A 16,676-nucleotide genomic window follows, 5' to 3' on the forward strand; every position below is an offset into this window, starting at 1 on the left:
ACAAACCCGGTTAGGGTCAACGAAGTTTTTACTCCTTACAAGTATTTACTGAAGAATATCTTGTTATTACTTAAGCAGATCAATAAAAAAGCCCCATGAAGGGGCTTTCAGAGAATACTAAATAGCGCTCAAAAAGAACCTATTCCCACTCAATCGTCGCTGGCGGCTTACCGCTGATGTCATACACCACGCGGGAAATGCCGTTCACTTCGTTGATGATACGGTTGGAGACGCGGCCCAGGAAATCGTAAGGCAAGTGCGCCCAGTGCGCGGTCATAAAGTCGATGGTTTCTACCGCACGCAGGGAGACAACCCAGTCGTATTTACGGCCATCGCCCATTACGCCTACAGAGCGCACCGGCAGGAACACAGTAAACGCCTGGCTGACTTTGTCGTACAGTTCTGCTTTACGCAGTTCTTCGATAAAGATCGCATCAGCGCGGCGCAGCAGGTCGCAGTACTCTTTCTTCACTTCACCCAGAACGCGAACGCCAAGGCCCGGCCCCGGGAACGGGTGACGGTACAGCATGTCGAACGGCAGGCCCAGTTCGAGACCGATTTTGCGCACTTCGTCTTTGAACAGCTCTTTCAGCGGCTCTACGAGGCCCATCTTCATCTCTTTCGGCAAACCGCCCACGTTGTGGTGCGATTTGATAACGTGTGCTTTACCGGTCGCGGAGGCAGCGGATTCGATTACGTCAGGATAGATGGTGCCCTGCGCCAGCCACTTCACGTCTTCCAGTTTCAGCGCTTCTTCGTCGAACACTTCAACGAACACGCGGCCAATGATCTTACGCTTGGCTTCCGGGTCGTTTTCCCCGGCCAGCGCTTCCAGGAAGCGTGCTTCCGCCGGAACGTGAACAATGTTCAGACCGAAGTGATCGCCAAACATATCCATAACCTGCTCGGCTTCATTCAGACGCAGCAGGCCGTTGTCGACGAACACGCAGGTCAGGCGATCGCCGATAGCGCGGTGCAGCAGCATGGCGGTAACGGAAGAATCCACACCGCCAGACAGGCCGAGGATCACTTTATCGTTGCCCACCTGCTGGCGAATGCGTTCTACCGCATCGTCGATGATTTTAGCCGGGGTCCACAGCGCTTCGCACTGGCAGATGTCGCGCACAAAACGTTCCAGCATGCGCAGGCCCTGACGGGTATGGGTCACTTCCGGATGGAACTGCACGCCGTAAAAGCGTTTCTCTTCGTTAGCCATAATGGCGAACGGACAAGTTTCGGTGCTGGCTACGGTCACGAAATCGGCAGGAATAGCGGTGACTTTATCACCGTGGCTCATCCACACGTCCAGCAGCGGTTTACCGTCCGCGCTCAGGGCATCTTCAATGCCGCGAATCAGGGCGCTGTCGGTTTTAACTTCAACCTGCGCATAGCCGAATTCACGCTCATCGGAGCCCTGGACATGCCCGCCAAGCTGCATCGCCATGGTCTGCATACCGTAGCAGACGCCCAGTACCGGAACACCCGCCTCGAACACGTACTGCGGCGCGCGCGGGCTGTTATGTTCGGTGGTGCTTTCCGGGCCACCGGAAAGAATGATGCCGTTAGGATTAAATTCGCGAATCTGTGCTTCAGTAACATCCCATGCCCACAGCTCGCAATACACGCCCAGCTCACGCACGCGACGCGCTACCAGCTGAGTATATTGAGAACCGAAATCGAGGATGAGAATGCGATGTTGATGAATATTGTCTGTCATTGACGCTTAGTCCGAGGCAAGTGAAACAGATTAAATAAATCGCCCGACGCGAAGTCGGGCGAAGAAAATCAGGAGCCCATACGGTAGTTCGGGGACTCTTTGGTGATGGTCACATCGTGTACGTGACTTTCCTGGATACCCGCACCGCTGATGCGTACAAATTCTGCTTTGGTACGCAGCGCGTCGATAGTACCACAGCCGGTCAGGCCCATACAGGAACGCAGGCCGCCCATTTGCTGGTGGATAATCTCTTTCAGGCGGCCTTTATACGCCACGCGCCCTTCAATGCCTTCCGGCACCAGCTTGTCAGCGGCGTTATCGCTCTGGAAGTAGCGGTCGGAAGAGCCTTTGGACATCGCGCCCAGGGAGCCCATACCACGGTAGGATTTGTAAGAGCGGCCCTGGTAGAGTTCGATCTCGCCCGGGGACTCTTCGGTGCCTGCCAGCATGGAGCCGACCATCACCGCGCTTGCGCCTGCGGCGATGGCTTTGGCGATGTCGCCGGAGAAACGGATACCGCCATCGGCGATTACCGGAATACCGGTGCCTTCCAGCGCTTCAACCGCGTCAGCCACGGCGGTGATTTGCGGAACGCCCACGCCAGTGACGATACGGGTGGTGCAGATTGAGCCAGGGCCAATACCGACTTTCACCGCGCTCACGCCAGCATCCGCCAGCGCGCGTGCGCCTGCCGCCGTCGCCACGTTACCGCCGATGATTTGCAGATCCGGGTATTTAGCGCGGGTTTCGCGGATGCGCTGCAACACGCCTTCGGAGTGGCCGTGAGAGGAGTCAATCAGCAGTACGTCAACGCCCGCAGCGACCAGCGCGTCGATGCGCTCTTCATTGCCCGCGCCTGCGCCCACTGCCGCGCCTACGCGCAGGCGGCCCTGCTCATCTTTACAGGAATTAGGTTTACGTTCTGCTTTCTGGAAATCTTTTACGGTGATCATGCCGCGCAGATGGAAGTTGCCGTCCACCACCAGAGCTTTTTCAACGCGTTTTTCGTGCATTTTCGCGAGCACGACGTCGCGTGATTCGCCTTCGCGTACGGTAACCAGACGCTCTTTCGGCGTCATATAAACGCTGACCGGCTGGCTCAGATCGGTAACGAAACGCACGTCGCGACCGGTAACAATGCCCACCAGCTCGTTGTCAGCGGTGACCACCGGATAACCGGCGAAGCCATTACGTTCGGTTAATTCTTTCACTTCACGCAGCGTGGTGGTCGGCAGCACGGTTTGCGGATCGGTCACGACGCCGCTTTCGTGCTTTTTAACACGCTTAACTTCTTCAGCCTGGCGTTCAATCGACATGTTTTTGTGGATGAAGCCAAGACCGCCTTCCTGCGCCAGCGCGATGGCCAGGCGAGCCTCAGTCACGGTATCCATTGCCGCAGAGAGCATAGGAATATTCAGGCGGATGGTTTTGGTCAACTGCGTGCTCAGGTCAGCAGTATTCGGCAGAACGGTGGAGTGAGCGGGAACGAGGAGAACGTCGTCAAACGTCAGTGCTTCTTTAGCGATACGTAGCATGGGCAATATCTCAACCTGGGTGAATGAGAACAGATAAAATATTGCCGCGGCATTATACAGAGCGTAACCGTTTGCATCTACCATTTTTTGATAAAAATACTTGCTATCGTCTCTGGCCGCGTTACTATCGATTGAATAACCTGCTGATTTAGAATTTGATCTAGCTCACATGTCGCTAAGCCAATCCCCCGCAATTTATACCGTCAGCCGATTAAACCAGACCGTCCGGATGCTGCTGGAGCAGCAAATGGGCCAGGTGTGGATCAGCGGTGAAATTTCTAACTTCACCCAACCTGCGTCCGGCCACTGGTACTTCACGCTGAAAGATGACGGCGCCCAGGTGCGTTGTGCGATGTTCCGTAACAGCAACCGCCGCGTCACCTTCCGTCCGCAGCATGGTCAACAGGTGCTGGTGCGGGCTAACATCACGCTTTATGAGCCGCGCGGCGACTACCAGATCATTGTTGAAAGCATGCAGCCTGCGGGTGTGGGTCTGCTGCAACAGCAGTTTGAGCAGCTCAAGCAAAAATTGTCGCAGGAAGGCCTGTTTGACGCTCAGCATAAACAACCTCTGCCCTCACCGGCGCACCAGATTGGCGTAATCACCTCGAAAACCGGCGCAGCGCTGCACGATATTCTGCATGTGCTACAGCGGCGCGATCCGTCGCTGCCGGTGGTGATTTATCCTACCGCGGTTCAGGGTGACGACGCCCCGGCGCAAATCGTGCGCGCTATTGAGTTGGCCAACCAGCGTGCGGAGTGTGATGTGCTGATCGTCGGACGCGGCGGCGGTTCGCTGGAAGATTTGTGGAGTTTCAACGATGAGCGGGTGGCGCGGGCGATTTTCGCCAGCCGCATCCCTATCGTCAGCGCGGTCGGCCATGAAACTGATGTGACTATCGCCGATTTTATTGCCGACTTACGCGCCCCGACGCCATCGGCAGCGGCGGAAGTGGTGAGTCGTAATCAGCAAGAGTTGCTACGGCAAATTCAGGGCCAGCAGCAGCGCCTGGAAATGGCGATGGACTATTTCTTCGCCAATCTTCAGCAGCGCTTTACCCGGCTACATCATCGCTTGCAACAGCAGCATCCGCAGCTGCGGCTGGCGCGTCAGCAAACTACGCTGGAGCGCCTGCGCCAGCGGCTGAATAATGCCGTTGAAAACCGGCTGCGCCTGGGAACGCAACAGCAGCAGCGCGTGACGCAACGTCTGTACCAGCAGCAGCCGCAGGGGCGCATCCATCGTGCGCAAACCCGTATTCAGCAGCTGGAATACCGGCTGTCTCAGGTCATTACCGCACGTTTAGGCGGTACTAAACAGCGCTTTGGCACTGCGATTGCGCAACTCGAAGCCGTCAGCCCGCTGGCTACGCTGGCGCGCGGCTACAGCGTTACTACCGCCACCGATGGCAAAGTGCTGAAGAAAACCAAACAGGTTAAGGCGGGAGATACATTGACCACGCGAGTGGAAGATGGCCTGATCGAAAGCCAGGTGACTGGCATTCAGCCGGTGAAAGCGCCGCGTAAGCGCAAAATACCGGCCAAAGACTAACCCGCTAAACCGGTACGAATTCGACGCGTTTTTTTGAAATCAGCCCGTGGCCGTGCTGGCAAAAATAATCCACTGCGCCGCAGGCTTTCAGCACCTGTAACGGCTGATGGCAGTCCGGGCAGCGGGCTTCCAGAGTAATATCCTGCTGGCAGTGTTCGCAGTGCGCAACGGTTGCCGTGGCTTCAACCGGCTGCTGGCAGTGGGGGCATTGAATTTCCATCATCACTCCTCAATGACAAAACGGGGCCTTTCGGCCCCGCTGAGTTATTTACTTTTCTTGATGTGCTTAATCAGGCGCTTACGCTTACGCATCTGGTTCGGCGTCAGCGTGTTGCGCTTGTTGGCAAACGGGTTATCCCCTTCCTTGAACTGGATGCGGATCGGCGTACCCATCACGTCCAGCGATTTACGGAAGTAGTTCATCAGATAGCGTTTGTAGGAATCCGGCAGATCTTTCACCTGGTTGCCGTGGATCACCACAATCGGCGGGTTATAACCCCCTGCGTGGGCATATTTCAGCTTCACGCGGCGACCGCGCACCAGCGGCGGCTGATGGTCTTCCGCCGCCATATTCATGATGCGGGTCAGCATCGCGGTGCTGACGCGGCGCGTGGAGCTGTCATAGGCTTCACGTACCGATTCAAACAGGTTGCCGACGCCGCTGCCGTGCAGCGCAGAAATGAAATGCACCCGTGCGAAGTCGATAAAGCCCAGGCGGAAATCCAGGGTCTCTTTCACCTGCTCTTTCACTTCCTGGGTCAGGCCATCCCATTTGTTGACCACGATAACCAGCGAGCGGCCGCTGTTGAGAATAAAGCCCAGCAGCGACAGATCCTGATCGGAGATCCCTTCGCGCGCGTCGATCACCAGCAGCACCACGTTGGCATCTTCAATTGCCTGTAGCGTTTTGATTACCGAGAACTTTTCCACCGCATCGGTGATTTTTCCGCGCTTACGCACGCCTGCGGTGTCGATCAGCACGTATTCGCGCTCGTCACGCTCCATGGGAATGTAAATACTGTCGCGGGTGGTACCCGGCATGTCATACACCACCACACGTTCTTCGCCGAGGATACGGTTAGTCAGCGTAGATTTACCCACGTTCGGACGCCCGACAATCGCCAGTTTGATCGGCAGATCCTGCGGGTTAAAGGCTTCTTCTTCCTCTTCTTCGCCCTCTTCCTGCTCTTCGAACTGCGCCCAGTATTCGGCGTCTTCATCCACCTCTTCCGGCGGATTGAGTTCGTCCATCCACGGCATCAGCACATGTTCAAGCAGGCTGGTCACGCCGCGACCGTGTGAAGCCGCGATCGGGTGAATTTCGCCCAGGCCCAGCGCATAGAAATCTACCACAGCCTGATCGGGATCAAGCCCGTCGGTTTTGTTAGCCACCAGGAAGGTAGGTTTTTCACGCGAGCGCAGGTGTTTGGCGATGGCGGTATCCGCTGGCATCAGGCCTGCGCGGGCGTCCACCATAAACAGCACCACGTCCGCTTCTTCAATCGCCAGCAGCGACTGTTCCGCCATACGGGTTTCTACGCCGTCTTCAGTGCCATCGATACCGCCGGTATCGATACAGATAAACTCGCGGCCTTCCACCTCAGCACGACCATACTTACGATCGCGAGTCAGCCCCGGGAAATCCGCCACCAGCGCATCACGGGTGCGGGTTAACCGATTAAATAAGGTGGATTTTCCGACATTAGGGCGCCCGACAAGCGCGACCACAGGTACCATTGTTAAAGCCTCATTACGATAAATCAGTATAAAAACCGCTGAAATCTCAACGGGTTCAGAAAACAGTAAACGGCCCCTGAGGGTTTCAGGAGCCGTTTAAGCGGTAAAACGCTGCGCGCCGTTAACGCGTAATGGCGTACAGGGTGCCGTCTTTCGCCTGGATCAGCAGCTTGCCGTTTGCGACGACCGGTTCGGTCTGGAACCCTGAGCCGTCGACTTTTTGCTGCGCCACGAAACGTCCGTCGCTGGTATCCATCCAGTGCAGATAGCCTTCGCTATCACCGACCACCAGATTACCATTATACAGCACCGGCGACGTCAGGTTGCGATACTGAAGCGCCGGTTGCGTCCACAGCGTTACGCCGCCTTCCGTGTTCAGCGCCAGCACGCGATCGGTTTGATCGACCAGGTAAATGCGCCCGTTGTCGATCACGAAATCGTTCACCGAACCCAGCTCACGTTTCCACATGATCTGGCCGGAACGCAGATCCAGCGCCGTCAGGTTGCCGTTGTAAGCCAGCGCGTAAACTACGCCGTTCACCACAACCGGGGTCGTATCCACATCGCTCAGACGATCGATCTCCGTGGCGCCGGTCGCCTGGGAGATACGCTGTTGCCAAATCATCTGGCCCTGCTGCATCAGCACCGCGCTCACGCGGCCATTATCGCCGCCGACAATCGCCGCGCCGAAAGCAATCGCGGGCGCGGATTCACCGCGCAGCGACAGGGAAGGCATATCCAGGCTCACGGTCCATTTCACCGCACCGTCGCTTTCATTCAGCGCCTGCAGCATACCGTTACTGGTATGCACTAACACTACACCGTCGCTGACAACCGGACGGGACAGCGCTTCACCCGCCACTTTGCTTTGCCATACGATAGAGCCATCCGCGCTATTCAGCGCATAGACCTGCGCCTTTTCACTGCCGACATAAACATGACCGCCCGCCGCCGTCAGGCCGCCGGAGAGCAGTGCCGGACGATTTGCCGACAGGAAGCTGGTTTTTTCCGAGAGATCGATTGACCACTGTTCTTTGCCATCGGCCAGGCTCACCGCTTTCACAATACCGCGGCGATCGGCGGCAAACACGGTGTCATCCTGAAAGGCGGGATGCAGATTCGAGTAGAAATCGCCAATCCCATTACCCACGGAAGTACTCCAGGCCGTTTCAGGGTTGAACTGGTTTTCAACCGTCGGCAGCGGAGACATTTTCACGACATCTTCTTCACCGCTGAACAGCGAACAGCCGCTCAGCAGCGTAACGGAAAGCAGCCCTGGCAGAAGTAATTTACGCAATTGCATCGGGTCCCTCTCAGACGGACAAATTATTGATTTTCATCTGCATCATTTCACGCAGCGCTGGAGAGGCATCGCTTTCTACCCCTTTACTCCATGCATCGCGTGCGCCCTGCTTATCGCCTTTGCTCAACAGCGCTTCGCCACGCAGGTCAGCAACGATAGCTACCCAGCCTTCGCCTTTAATGGCGTCGAGGGTTTTCAGCGCGGCGTCAGCCTGTTTCTGCTGAACCTGCACACGCGCCAGACGCAAATTGATCAACGCCTGCAAATTCTCATCACTGGTGTTTTTCAGGCCCTGCTGCAGATTCGCTTCCGCTTTCGCCAGATCGTTTTTATCAACAAACTGCTGCGCGAGTTCCAGCGACGCCAGCGCGCCGTAGGTGTTCTGGTTTTCCGCCGCGAATTTTTCCACGGCGGTCAGCGTTTCCGGCTTGTCCGCACGGATATCTGATATCGCCGTTTGGTATTGCAGCGATGCCGCCCGCACGGATTCGGTCTGATGCCCGGTCCAGTAACGCCAGCCCACCAGCGCGCCAATGCCTAACACCACGCCGATAGCCAGCGCTTTGCCGTTTTCAGCAAAGAAACGCTTTACCGCGTCGACCTGGTCGTTTTCATTCTCATAAATTTCCACGCAGCCCTTCTCCTTACGATAAATTACCGGGGAAGTTAACCCAGCAGCGTTTGTAAATGAGCAGCCAGGTCGCTTTGTTCGACCGTTTGCTGTTCACCCGAACGCAAATCCTTCACCACCACCTGACGCGCGGCGACTTCGTTTTCACCCAGAACCAGTGCGATGCGCGCGCCCCACTTATCTGCCCGCGCAAACTGTTTCTTGAAGTTGCCGCCGCCGTAGTTGGTCATTAGCTTACATTCTGGCAACGCATCGCGTACGCTTTCCGCCAACAGCATCGCTGCCGTCTGCGTGTTCGCACCCGAGGCGACCAGGTAAATATCGACAACGCTTTGCGCTTTAAATTCCGGATTAACTGCCTGAACCAGTAAAACAAGACGTTCCAGGCCCATCGCGAAGCCCACGGCTGGGGTAGCGCGACCGCCTAACTGCTCAACCAGACCGTCATAACGGCCACCGGCGCACACGGTGCCCTGGGAGCCCAGGCTGGTGGTCACCCACTCGAATACCGTGCGGTTGTAATAATCCAGACCGCGCACCAGACGCTGGTTTACGGTATAGGCAATGCCCGCCGCGTCCAGGTACGCGCACAGCCCGGCGAAGTGTTCGCGGGACTCGTCATCCAGATAATCGCCCAGCGCAGGGGCGTCGTTCAGCAGCGCCTGCACCTCCGGGTTCTTGGAATCCAGTACGCGCAGCGGGTTGGTATACATGCGGCGCTGGCAATCTTCATCCAGTTTGTCTTTATGCTGCTCCAGGAAAGCGGTCAGGGCGTCGCGGTAATTAGCGCGCGCTTCCAGCGAACCGATGGAGTTGAGCTCCAGAGATACGTGCTCCGCGATGCCGAGCGCACGCCACCAGCGCGCGGACAGCATAATCAGCTCGGCATCGATATCCGGCCCTTGCAGGCCAAACACTTCCGCACCCAGTTGATGGAACTGGCGGTAGCGCCCTTTCTGCGGACGTTCGTGGCGGAACATCGGCCCGACATACCACAGGCGTTGTTCTTGATTGTACAGCAGACCATGTTCGATACCGGCGCGTACACAGCCAGCAGTGCCTTCCGGACGCAGCGTCAGGCTATCGCCGTTGCGGTCTTCGAAGGTATACATCTCTTTTTCAACCACGTCGGTGACTTCACCGATAGCGCGTTTGAATAACGGGGTCTGCTCTACAATCGGCAAGCGAATTTCGCTGTAGCCATAGCTGGCAAGCACGTTTTTCAGTGCGCCTTCAATACGCTGCCAAATGGCGGTTTCGCCCGGCAGGTAATCGTTCATGCCACGGATGGCTTGAATGTTCTTTGCCACGTTTATTCTCTTATTAAATACAAAAAATGAACCCGGAATCAGGCCGCCCCCGAAAAATCGAGGCGGCGAGCGGGTTCAATCATACACGGGAAAGCCTGGCTTGCCCTATTTTTCCTGATGTACATCAATGCGACGGCTTTGGTCGAGCATGCTGGCTTTGGCGCGAATTTTCGCTTCGAGCTGGGCGATCATATCGTCATTATCGAGACGATCTTTGCGCGAGCCGTCTTCATAAAAACCGCTTTTCTTGTTGCCGCCGGTGACGCCCAGGGTGGAGACCAGCGCTTCGCCCGGTCCGTTCACCACACAGCCGATAATCGACACATCCATCGGCGTCAGGATATCTTCCAGGCGCTGTTCCAGCGCGTTCACCGTGCCGATCACATCAAATTCCTGACGCGAACAGGTTGGGCAAGCAATAAAGTTGATGCCGCGCGAACGGATACGCAGCGATTTCAGAATATCGAAACCGACTTTGATCTCTTCCACCGGATCGGCGGCCAGCGAAATACGCAGGGTGTCGCCGATGCCTTCTGACAACAGCAGGCCAAGCCCAATAGCGGATTTCACCGCGCCCGCGCGCGCGCCGCCCGCTTCGGTGATGCCTAAATGCAGCGGCTGCTCGATCTCTTTCGCCAGCAGACGATAGGATTCTACGGCCAGAAAGACGTCAGAGGCCTTCACGCTCACTTTGAACTGGTCAAAATTCAGGCGATTAAGGTGCTCAACGTGGCGCATTGCGGATTCCAGCAGCGCCTGCGGCGTGGGTTCGCCATATTTTTCCTGGAGATCTTTTTCCAGCGATCCGGCGTTAACGCCAATACGAATCGGGATATTTTTGTCGCGCGCGCAGTCCACTACGGTGCGGATACGCTCTTCGCTGCCGATGTTGCCTGGGTTAATGCGCAGGCAATCCACGCCGTATTCCGCCACTTTCAGCGCGATACGGTAATCAAAGTGGATATCGGCCACCAGGGGCACGTTGACTTGCTGCTTGATGAGTTTGAAGGCTTCAGCGGCGTCCATGGTCGGTACTGACACACGAACGATATCAGCCCCGACGCGCTCAAGCGCTTTAATTTGATTGACCGTCGCTTCCACGTCCGTGGTGCGGGTGTTGGTCATTGACTGGACGGCAATTGGCGCGCCGTCGCCTACCGGCACATTGCCCACGTAGATCCGTTTGGATTTTCTGCGCTTAATGGGCGCTTCATTATGCATGAAAAATCTCCCCCGTTGCCCGTCTGCTTACTGCGTTGCTGATTGTTCGGCATTGAGGGTCAAACGCGCAACCTGGTTGGTTCTGATAAAACGGCTTAAATCGACCGGTTTGCCCTGGTACTGGATCTGTACCGCGGCAGGCGCGCCGATTTTTAATTTGTACGGTGCCTGGCCGGCTAAGTTCAGGCTGGCGTCTTTACGCTGCAGGCCGCTGAACAGTTTTTTACCGGTGGCGTCGGTGACTTCTAACCAGCAATCGGCGGTGAAATTCATCACCAGCGCATTCGGATCGGCGGCAGGAGCCATCGCCGCCTGGTCAACCGGCAGCGCGCTGGCGCTATCGGTAGTGGCTGGCGGCGTAACCGGCGCAGTGGTCGCGGTATCAACATTCGCCTGGCTTGGCGCAACAACCGCATTCTGGGAGGCGTCCGGCGCGGTGGTGGTCGCCACGCCGTTATCGGTATTCACTTCCGCTGGCGCGGTCGCCGGTTGGCTGTCGTTGTTGGCAAGCGCAGCGGCGGCGTCATCATTCGCCGTTGATTCGGTCGACAACGGCACGGCCTGGCCTGCGGAAGCATTGGCATTCAGTTCTGCGGTAGACTGATCGGCCATGGTAGTGATCTCTTCCTGTTGGGCCTTGTGGTTCTGCCACCACCATGCGCCCGTCAGGCCAATCACCACGAACAGCACCAGCCAGGTGACGCTCATCAGCCAGCCATCGCGTTTTTTACGGCGTTTGCCCAGGGCATAACCCTGCATCGGCGCAACTTTGGCGGTTTTCACCGGCGCCTGCTGCGCCAGCATTGGCAGCAGTTCCTCTTCGGGAATATGCACCAGGCGGGCATAAGAGCGGATGTAGCCACGTAAGAAAGTCGCCGCCAGTTCAGCGGGCGCTTTGTCCTCTTCGATATCGCGGACAGTCGATACTTTCAGGCATAAACGTTCTGCCACGACTTGCTGGCTAAGACCGAGTTGTTCACGCGCCGAACGCAGGCGTTCGCCGGTGGTTTGTGGTGCATTGTGATCGTGAGTGGCTTCAGTATTCATTCGCTACAACTGCTGGAACTGTTTAAGTAAGGAACCAGGCGCCGGCAGGTGACCCTACCCGCACCGCGAAATCAATCTTTTAAGGCTGCAACGCTAAACATTCGCCTCATCAAGCCAACATTTTTTGACGATGCCAGCTCTTGAATGCCGTCTGGTCAGTTAAACATAGACACCTTTTGACCAACTGTCCGTGGCTAACGACGCAATCCAGAATTCACGCGCGTCTAAACTGTTGTTGAGACGCTACATACTGCCTTAAAGCGAGAAGAAACGCACCGTAATTATTGAGAGAATACGTTTCTTCACGTTCAGGTAAAAACGCGCCTTTTGTAGCAAATGCCCGAATTGCCGAGGGCAAACCAGGCATTGATGCCAGTCAGACTGCTTTCACCTCAATAGGTTCACCTTGCATACGCTTACGCATCGTGCGTTTTGTACGGTCGATCACCTCGCCTGCCAGCTGTCCGCAGGCCGCGTCGATATCGTCGCCGCGGGTTTTACGCACGATGGTGGTAAACCCATACTCCATTAATACTTTGGAGAAGCGATCGATACGGCTGTTGGAGCTGCGTCCATACGGCGCGCCCGGGAAGGGGTTCCACGGGATCAGGTTGATCTTGCACGGCGTATCTTTCAGGCATTCCGCCAGCTGATGCGCATGTTCAGTGCCGTCGTTGATATGATCCAACAAAACGTACTCCACCGTCACCCGTCCCTGATTGGCGTTAGATTTTTCCAGATAACGACGTACCGCCGCCAGGAATGTCTCGATGTTGTACTTCTTGTTGATCGGCATGATCTGGTCGCGGATTTCATCAGTCGGGGCATGCAGGGAGATCGCCAGCGCCACATCGATCATATCGCCGAGCTTATCCAGCGCCGGAACCACACCGGAGGTGGAGAGCGTTACGCGGCGCTTCGACAGCCCAAAACCGAAATCATCCAGCATGATTTCCATCGCGGGCACCACATTATTCAGGTTGAGCAGCGGTTCGCCCATGCCCATCATCACCACGTTGGTGATAGGACGCACGCCGGTTTTCTTCTGCGCGCCGATAATTTTGGCCGCACGCCACACCTGGCCGATAATTTCCGACACGCGCAGGTTACGGTTAAAACCCTGCTGGGCGGTTGAGCAGAATTTACATTCCAGCGCGCAGCCGACCTGAGAGGAGACGCACAGCGTGGCGCGGTCTTCTTCCGGGATATACACGGTTTCCACCAGCTGGTCGGCAATTTTAATCGCCCATTTGATGGTGCCGTCTGCGGAACGCTGCTCTTCGGCGACTTCCGGCGCGCGGATTTCGGCGATCTCTTTCAGCTTGTTGCGCAGAACTTTGTTGATATCCGTCATCTCATCAAAATCATCGCAGCAGTAGTGATACATCCACTTCATCACCTGATCGGCGCGGAACGGTTTTTCACCCAGATTGGCAAAAAATTCGCGCAGTTGCTGACGATTGAGATCCAACAGGTTGGTTTTTTCTGATTTAGCGGAAACGACGGTGACCGGCGTTTCGGAAGTGACAATTTGCTCAGACATAATGGTTTCCGGCCTCGTTGTTACACGTTATGGCCCATGGTGGGTTGAAAAAAGAAGCGCCCCGGAACGTGGGATCGTCCCGGGGCGCAGTATTGTACAAACTTCAGCGTCGTGATGCCACGGCTGTAAGCGGCATCACAAAAATAAACTTTCGCGGCGTGATTAGCGGGTGCGCGGGCACACTTCGCCTTCACCGAAGAAGTAGGCGATTTCGCGCTCTGCGGATTCCACAGAATCGGAACCGTGGGTGCCGTTTTCGGTCAGGCTGTCCGCATAATCTGCGCGCAGGGTGCCGGCCAGCGCGTTCGCCGGGTTGGTCGCACCGAGGATTTCACGGTGACGACGCACCGCGTCTTCGCCTTCCAGCACGGTCACCACGATCGGGCCGGAGGTCATGAAGGCCACCAGGCCATCAAAGAACGGTTTGCCCTGATGTTCAGCATAAAAACCGCCTGCTTTCTCGGAAGACAGGTGCAGCATTTTGGTGCCAACAATTTTCAGGCCTGCTGTTTCAAAACGAGCAAAGATGTTGCCAATAACGTTTTTTGCCACCGCGTTCGGCTTGATGATGGAAAAAGTACGTTCAATAGCCATGATAACCTCTGTATGTTGTTCTGTTTACGCCGGAAACCCGGCTTTCGAATTGGCGGCGATTATAATGAGCATCCCGCGTATTGCCTATGGGAATAAGTAACATTTTTTTAAAATAGTGCGACAGCTCGCAACACAATGCCATTGCGTCAGCGGGTTGTACACTACTGGACAGTAAAACGGGCCACGGCGGTTTGCCCGGACTCATCCATCACCAGCACCTGATACTCATTGGCTTTATCGATCTCCAGCGTCAGCACATCCCCATGCCCTGATTGCACTTCGCCGTTTAAGAACCACCAGCGCGGCCCTTCGCCGCCCTGCGTCGTTAACCGCAGCGGCAGACGGCTTTGCCCCGGCACGCGTTTGATAATGCCGCCGTCGCGCACCCCGGTGAGCAGCAGCGGCGTCGCACCCTCGCTGGTTAACGGCGGGCATGTCAGCGATGCCGCGGGCAGACGCGCGGCGCGGCGTTCAGCGGCGGGCAGCCAGGGCTCCAGCGGCAGCGGCCACATAATCAGGGTTTCGGCATGGGCCTCCTGACAATCGGCGGCGACGCGCTGCCCTTGTTTATTCAGCCACTGCGGATACTGGGTTCCGGTCATGCGCTCCTGCCCTTGCGCCAGCAGCGTAGGCGGCTGGCTGTCGTCCAACAGCCAGGTTGCCAGACGGCGACGACAGTTGCTATCCCCCGCCGGGAGCTGCTGCCCACCGGGCCAGCAGATGGTTCCGGCGGTCACCGACGCCGGACGCGGATCGACAGGTAAACGGGCCTGCTGCAATGCGGAGCTGGCCTGTACCAGATTATTGACTTGATTAAGCAGCGGCACCGCGCTGGCAAAGCCCGATTGACCCGGCACCGGCGTGCCGTCCGGTCGGCCTGTCCAGACGCCGATGATATAGCGCGGGCTCATCCCCACTGCCCAGGCATCGCGATAGCCATAGCTGGTGCCGGTTTTCCAGCCAAACGGCACCACCAGCGGCAGCGTGCTGTCAGGCAGCGGCTGCGCCTCGCCCGCCAGGATACGGCGGATAATCCACGCCGCCCCCGGCGACATCAGCGGGCGATCTTCCAGCGCATCGTTCGGCGTTAATCGCAGCTGCGCGGCCCTGCCCTGGCGCATAAAGGCGCTGTAGGCGGCGACAATGTCATATAAACGTGCCCCGGCGCCGCCGAGGATAATCGACAGGTTCGGCTCCGCGCCGCCGGGCAGGGTTAAGGTCAGGCCCACATTACGCAATTTTGCGGCGAAACGCTTTGGCCCGTAGGCTTCCAGCACCTGCACTGCCGGAAGATTCAGCGAACGCACCAGCGCGTCGCTCATGCTGACCGGGCCGTTAAAGCCGCTGTCAAAGTTGCCGGGGCGATAATCCCCAAAGCGGCGCGGCACGTCCTGCAACAGCGAGGCGGGATGGATCAGCGCCTCATCCAGCGCCAGTCCGTACACAAAAGGTTTGAGCACCGATCCCGGCGAGCGGCTGGCGAGCACCATATCCACATGCCCGAAGCGGTTCACATCGGCAATATCCGCTGACCCCACCCAGCCGCGCACCTTCATGGTGCTGGCGTCTACCACCAGGATCGCCAGCGAGCCGCGCGGCGGCAGGCGAGATTTCCAGTTCAGCGCCAGCTCTTCCAGTTGCCGCTGAAGGCCCGCGTCTAACGTGGTAACGATTTTTGTCTCGTGGCTGCGCGCGGCCAGATAGCGCGCCAGCAACGGCGCAAGTTGCGGCATCTGGCGCGGCGCCAGCCAGACCGGCTCCTCCAGCGCTTCTTTGACCTCTTTTTGCGGCCAGACGTGATACTGCGCCAGACGGCGCAGCACTTTATCCCGTGATGCCTGGGCGCGTTCGGGCCAGCGATCAGGACGCAAACGGCTCGGCGCTTGCGGCAGCACCGCCAGCAATGCCGCTTCGGCAGGGGTCAGCGATGCGGGTGATTTACCGAAATAGGTCCAGCTTGCCGCGCCGACGCCCTGCAAGGTGCCGCCGAACGGCGCGCGGTTAAGATAAAGCGTGAGAATTTCGCGCTTCGACAAGTGCCACTCCAACTGCATGGCGCGCCACACCTGACGCGTTTTACCCAGCAAGGTGCGGGGATGCGGCTCAATCAGCCGGGCGACCTGCATGGTCAGCGTACTGCCGCCGGACACTACGCGCCCGGACGTGACGCCCTGCCAGGCGGCGCGCGCAATAGAAAACGGATTGATACCAGGATGCTTCCAGAACCAGCGATCCTCATAGTGGATCAGCGCATCCAGATAGCGTGGGGAAACCTCTTCGATAGTGACGGGATAGCGCCAGATACCTTCATCATCGGCAAAGCGCCACAGCGGCGTACCCTCTTCGGTCACCACCACCCGGGCGGGGTTGACCTCTTTGAGCGGCAGCGGCCAAATACGGTCAGCCGCCCACAGCGCCAGCGCAAATAACAGTAATGCGCCTGCTGTTACGCAGGCGCATTTTTTTAGTTTTGAGGCGATCACAAA

The 16,676-nt window shown here is 57.3% G+C and carries 13 protein-coding genes; 1 reads left to right on the forward strand and 12 read right to left on the reverse strand.

Going from position 1 to position 16,676, the window contains the following annotated elements; all coding sequences use genetic code 11:
- Positions 1–139: 139 nt before the first annotated feature.
- Both guaA and guaB read right to left on the reverse strand, forming a co-directional pair.
- Complete coding sequence (guaA, locus tag FHW74_RS15740; RefSeq protein ID WP_183171328.1) at positions 140–1,717, reverse strand: glutamine-hydrolyzing GMP synthase; 1,578 nt, start codon at positions 1,715–1,717, stop codon at positions 140–142.
- Between the two features lie 68 nt (positions 1,718–1,785).
- Positions 1,786–3,252 carry an IMP dehydrogenase gene (guaB, locus tag FHW74_RS15745; RefSeq protein WP_183171329.1) on the reverse strand — a complete coding sequence of 489 codons (1,467 nt, stop codon included), beginning with the start codon at positions 3,250–3,252 and terminating at the stop codon, positions 1,786–1,788.
- A gap of 169 nt (positions 3,253–3,421) precedes the next feature.
- On the opposite strand from guaB, the gene xseA reads away from it, so the two are divergent.
- Entirely contained in the window at positions 3,422–4,804 is a 1,383-nt protein-coding gene (gene xseA, locus FHW74_RS15750) for an exodeoxyribonuclease VII large subunit (protein WP_183171330.1), read from the forward strand.
- A 4-nt stretch (positions 4,805–4,808) separates the two neighbouring features.
- Here xseA and FHW74_RS15755 read toward each other — a convergent pair whose 3' ends face one another.
- From FHW74_RS15755 to pbpC, 10 genes are all read right to left on the reverse strand, one after another.
- A complete protein-coding gene (locus FHW74_RS15755) occupies positions 4,809–5,024 on the reverse strand; it encodes a zinc ribbon domain-containing protein (RefSeq protein WP_183171331.1) in 216 nt (71 codons plus the stop codon).
- 44 nt (positions 5,025–5,068) lie between these two features.
- Positions 5,069–6,541, reverse strand: coding sequence for a ribosome biogenesis GTPase Der (gene der / locus FHW74_RS15760; protein WP_183171332.1), 1,473 nt, complete (start codon positions 6,539–6,541; stop codon positions 5,069–5,071).
- A 121-nt stretch (positions 6,542–6,662) separates the two neighbouring features.
- Entirely contained in the window at positions 6,663–7,844 is a 1,182-nt protein-coding gene (gene bamB / locus FHW74_RS15765; RefSeq protein ID WP_183171333.1) for an outer membrane protein assembly factor BamB, read from the reverse strand.
- 10 nt (positions 7,845–7,854) lie between these two features.
- The gene (locus FHW74_RS15770) at positions 7,855–8,475 is read right to left on the reverse strand and encodes a YfgM family protein (protein WP_183171334.1); all 621 of its coding nucleotides are present in this window, start codon (positions 8,473–8,475) and stop codon (positions 7,855–7,857) included.
- A gap of 35 nt (positions 8,476–8,510) precedes the next feature.
- Positions 8,511–9,785 carry a histidine--tRNA ligase gene (gene hisS, locus FHW74_RS15775; protein ID WP_183171335.1) on the reverse strand — a complete coding sequence of 425 codons (1,275 nt, stop codon included), beginning with the start codon at positions 9,783–9,785 and terminating at the stop codon, positions 8,511–8,513.
- Positions 9,786–9,890: 105 nt separating this feature from the next.
- Positions 9,891–11,006: a flavodoxin-dependent (E)-4-hydroxy-3-methylbut-2-enyl-diphosphate synthase gene (gene ispG, locus FHW74_RS15780; protein WP_183171336.1), complete on the reverse strand. Its 1,116-nt coding sequence runs from the start codon at positions 11,004–11,006 to the stop codon at positions 9,891–9,893.
- Positions 11,007–11,033: 27 nt separating this feature from the next.
- On the reverse strand, positions 11,034–12,053 hold the full coding sequence (rodZ, locus tag FHW74_RS15785) for a cytoskeleton protein RodZ (protein ID WP_183171337.1): 1,020 nt from the start codon (positions 12,051–12,053) through the stop codon (positions 11,034–11,036).
- A gap of 376 nt (positions 12,054–12,429) precedes the next feature.
- On the reverse strand, positions 12,430–13,596 hold the full coding sequence (locus tag FHW74_RS15790; protein ID WP_183171338.1) for a bifunctional tRNA (adenosine(37)-C2)-methyltransferase TrmG/ribosomal RNA large subunit methyltransferase RlmN: 1,167 nt from the start codon (positions 13,594–13,596) through the stop codon (positions 12,430–12,432).
- Between the two features lie 162 nt (positions 13,597–13,758).
- Positions 13,759–14,190 carry a nucleoside-diphosphate kinase gene (gene ndk / locus FHW74_RS15795; protein ID WP_125294119.1) on the reverse strand — a complete coding sequence of 144 codons (432 nt, stop codon included), beginning with the start codon at positions 14,188–14,190 and terminating at the stop codon, positions 13,759–13,761.
- Between the two features lie 161 nt (positions 14,191–14,351).
- The gene (gene pbpC / locus FHW74_RS15800) at positions 14,352–16,673 is read right to left on the reverse strand and encodes a peptidoglycan glycosyltransferase PbpC (protein WP_183171339.1); all 2,322 of its coding nucleotides are present in this window, start codon (positions 16,671–16,673) and stop codon (positions 14,352–14,354) included.
- Positions 16,674–16,676: the final 3 nt, after the last annotated feature.

The sequence above is a fragment of the Atlantibacter sp. RC6 genome (assembly GCF_014193285.1).
GTDB lineage: Bacteria > Pseudomonadota > Gammaproteobacteria > Enterobacterales > Enterobacteriaceae > Atlantibacter.

Bases quoted from the DNA above. Each gene is read 5' to 3' on its own strand.
- guaA (WP_183171328.1), bottom strand. From the start codon at position 1,717: ATGACAGACAATATTCATCAACATCGCATTCTCATCCTCGATTTCGGT.
- guaB (WP_183171329.1), bottom strand. From the start codon at position 3,252: ATGCTACGTATCGCTAAAGAAGCACTGACGTTTGACGACGTTCTCCTC.
- xseA (WP_183171330.1), top strand. From the start codon at position 3,422: ATGTCGCTAAGCCAATCCCCCGCAATTTATACCGTCAGCCGATTAAAC.
- FHW74_RS15755 (WP_183171331.1), bottom strand. From the start codon at position 5,024: ATGGAAATTCAATGCCCCCACTGCCAGCAGCCGGTTGAAGCCACGGCA.
- der (WP_183171332.1), bottom strand. From the start codon at position 6,541: ATGGTACCTGTGGTCGCGCTTGTCGGGCGCCCTAATGTCGGAAAATCC.
- bamB (WP_183171333.1), bottom strand. From the start codon at position 7,844: ATGCAATTGCGTAAATTACTTCTGCCAGGGCTGCTTTCCGTTACGCTG.
- ispG (WP_183171336.1), bottom strand. From the start codon at position 11,006: ATGCATAATGAAGCGCCCATTAAGCGCAGAAAATCCAAACGGATCTAC.
- rodZ (WP_183171337.1), bottom strand. From the start codon at position 12,053: ATGAATACTGAAGCCACTCACGATCACAATGCACCACAAACCACCGGC.
- FHW74_RS15790 (WP_183171338.1), bottom strand. From the start codon at position 13,596: ATGTCTGAGCAAATTGTCACTTCCGAAACGCCGGTCACCGTCGTTTCC.
- ndk (WP_125294119.1), bottom strand. From the start codon at position 14,190: ATGGCTATTGAACGTACTTTTTCCATCATCAAGCCGAACGCGGTGGCA.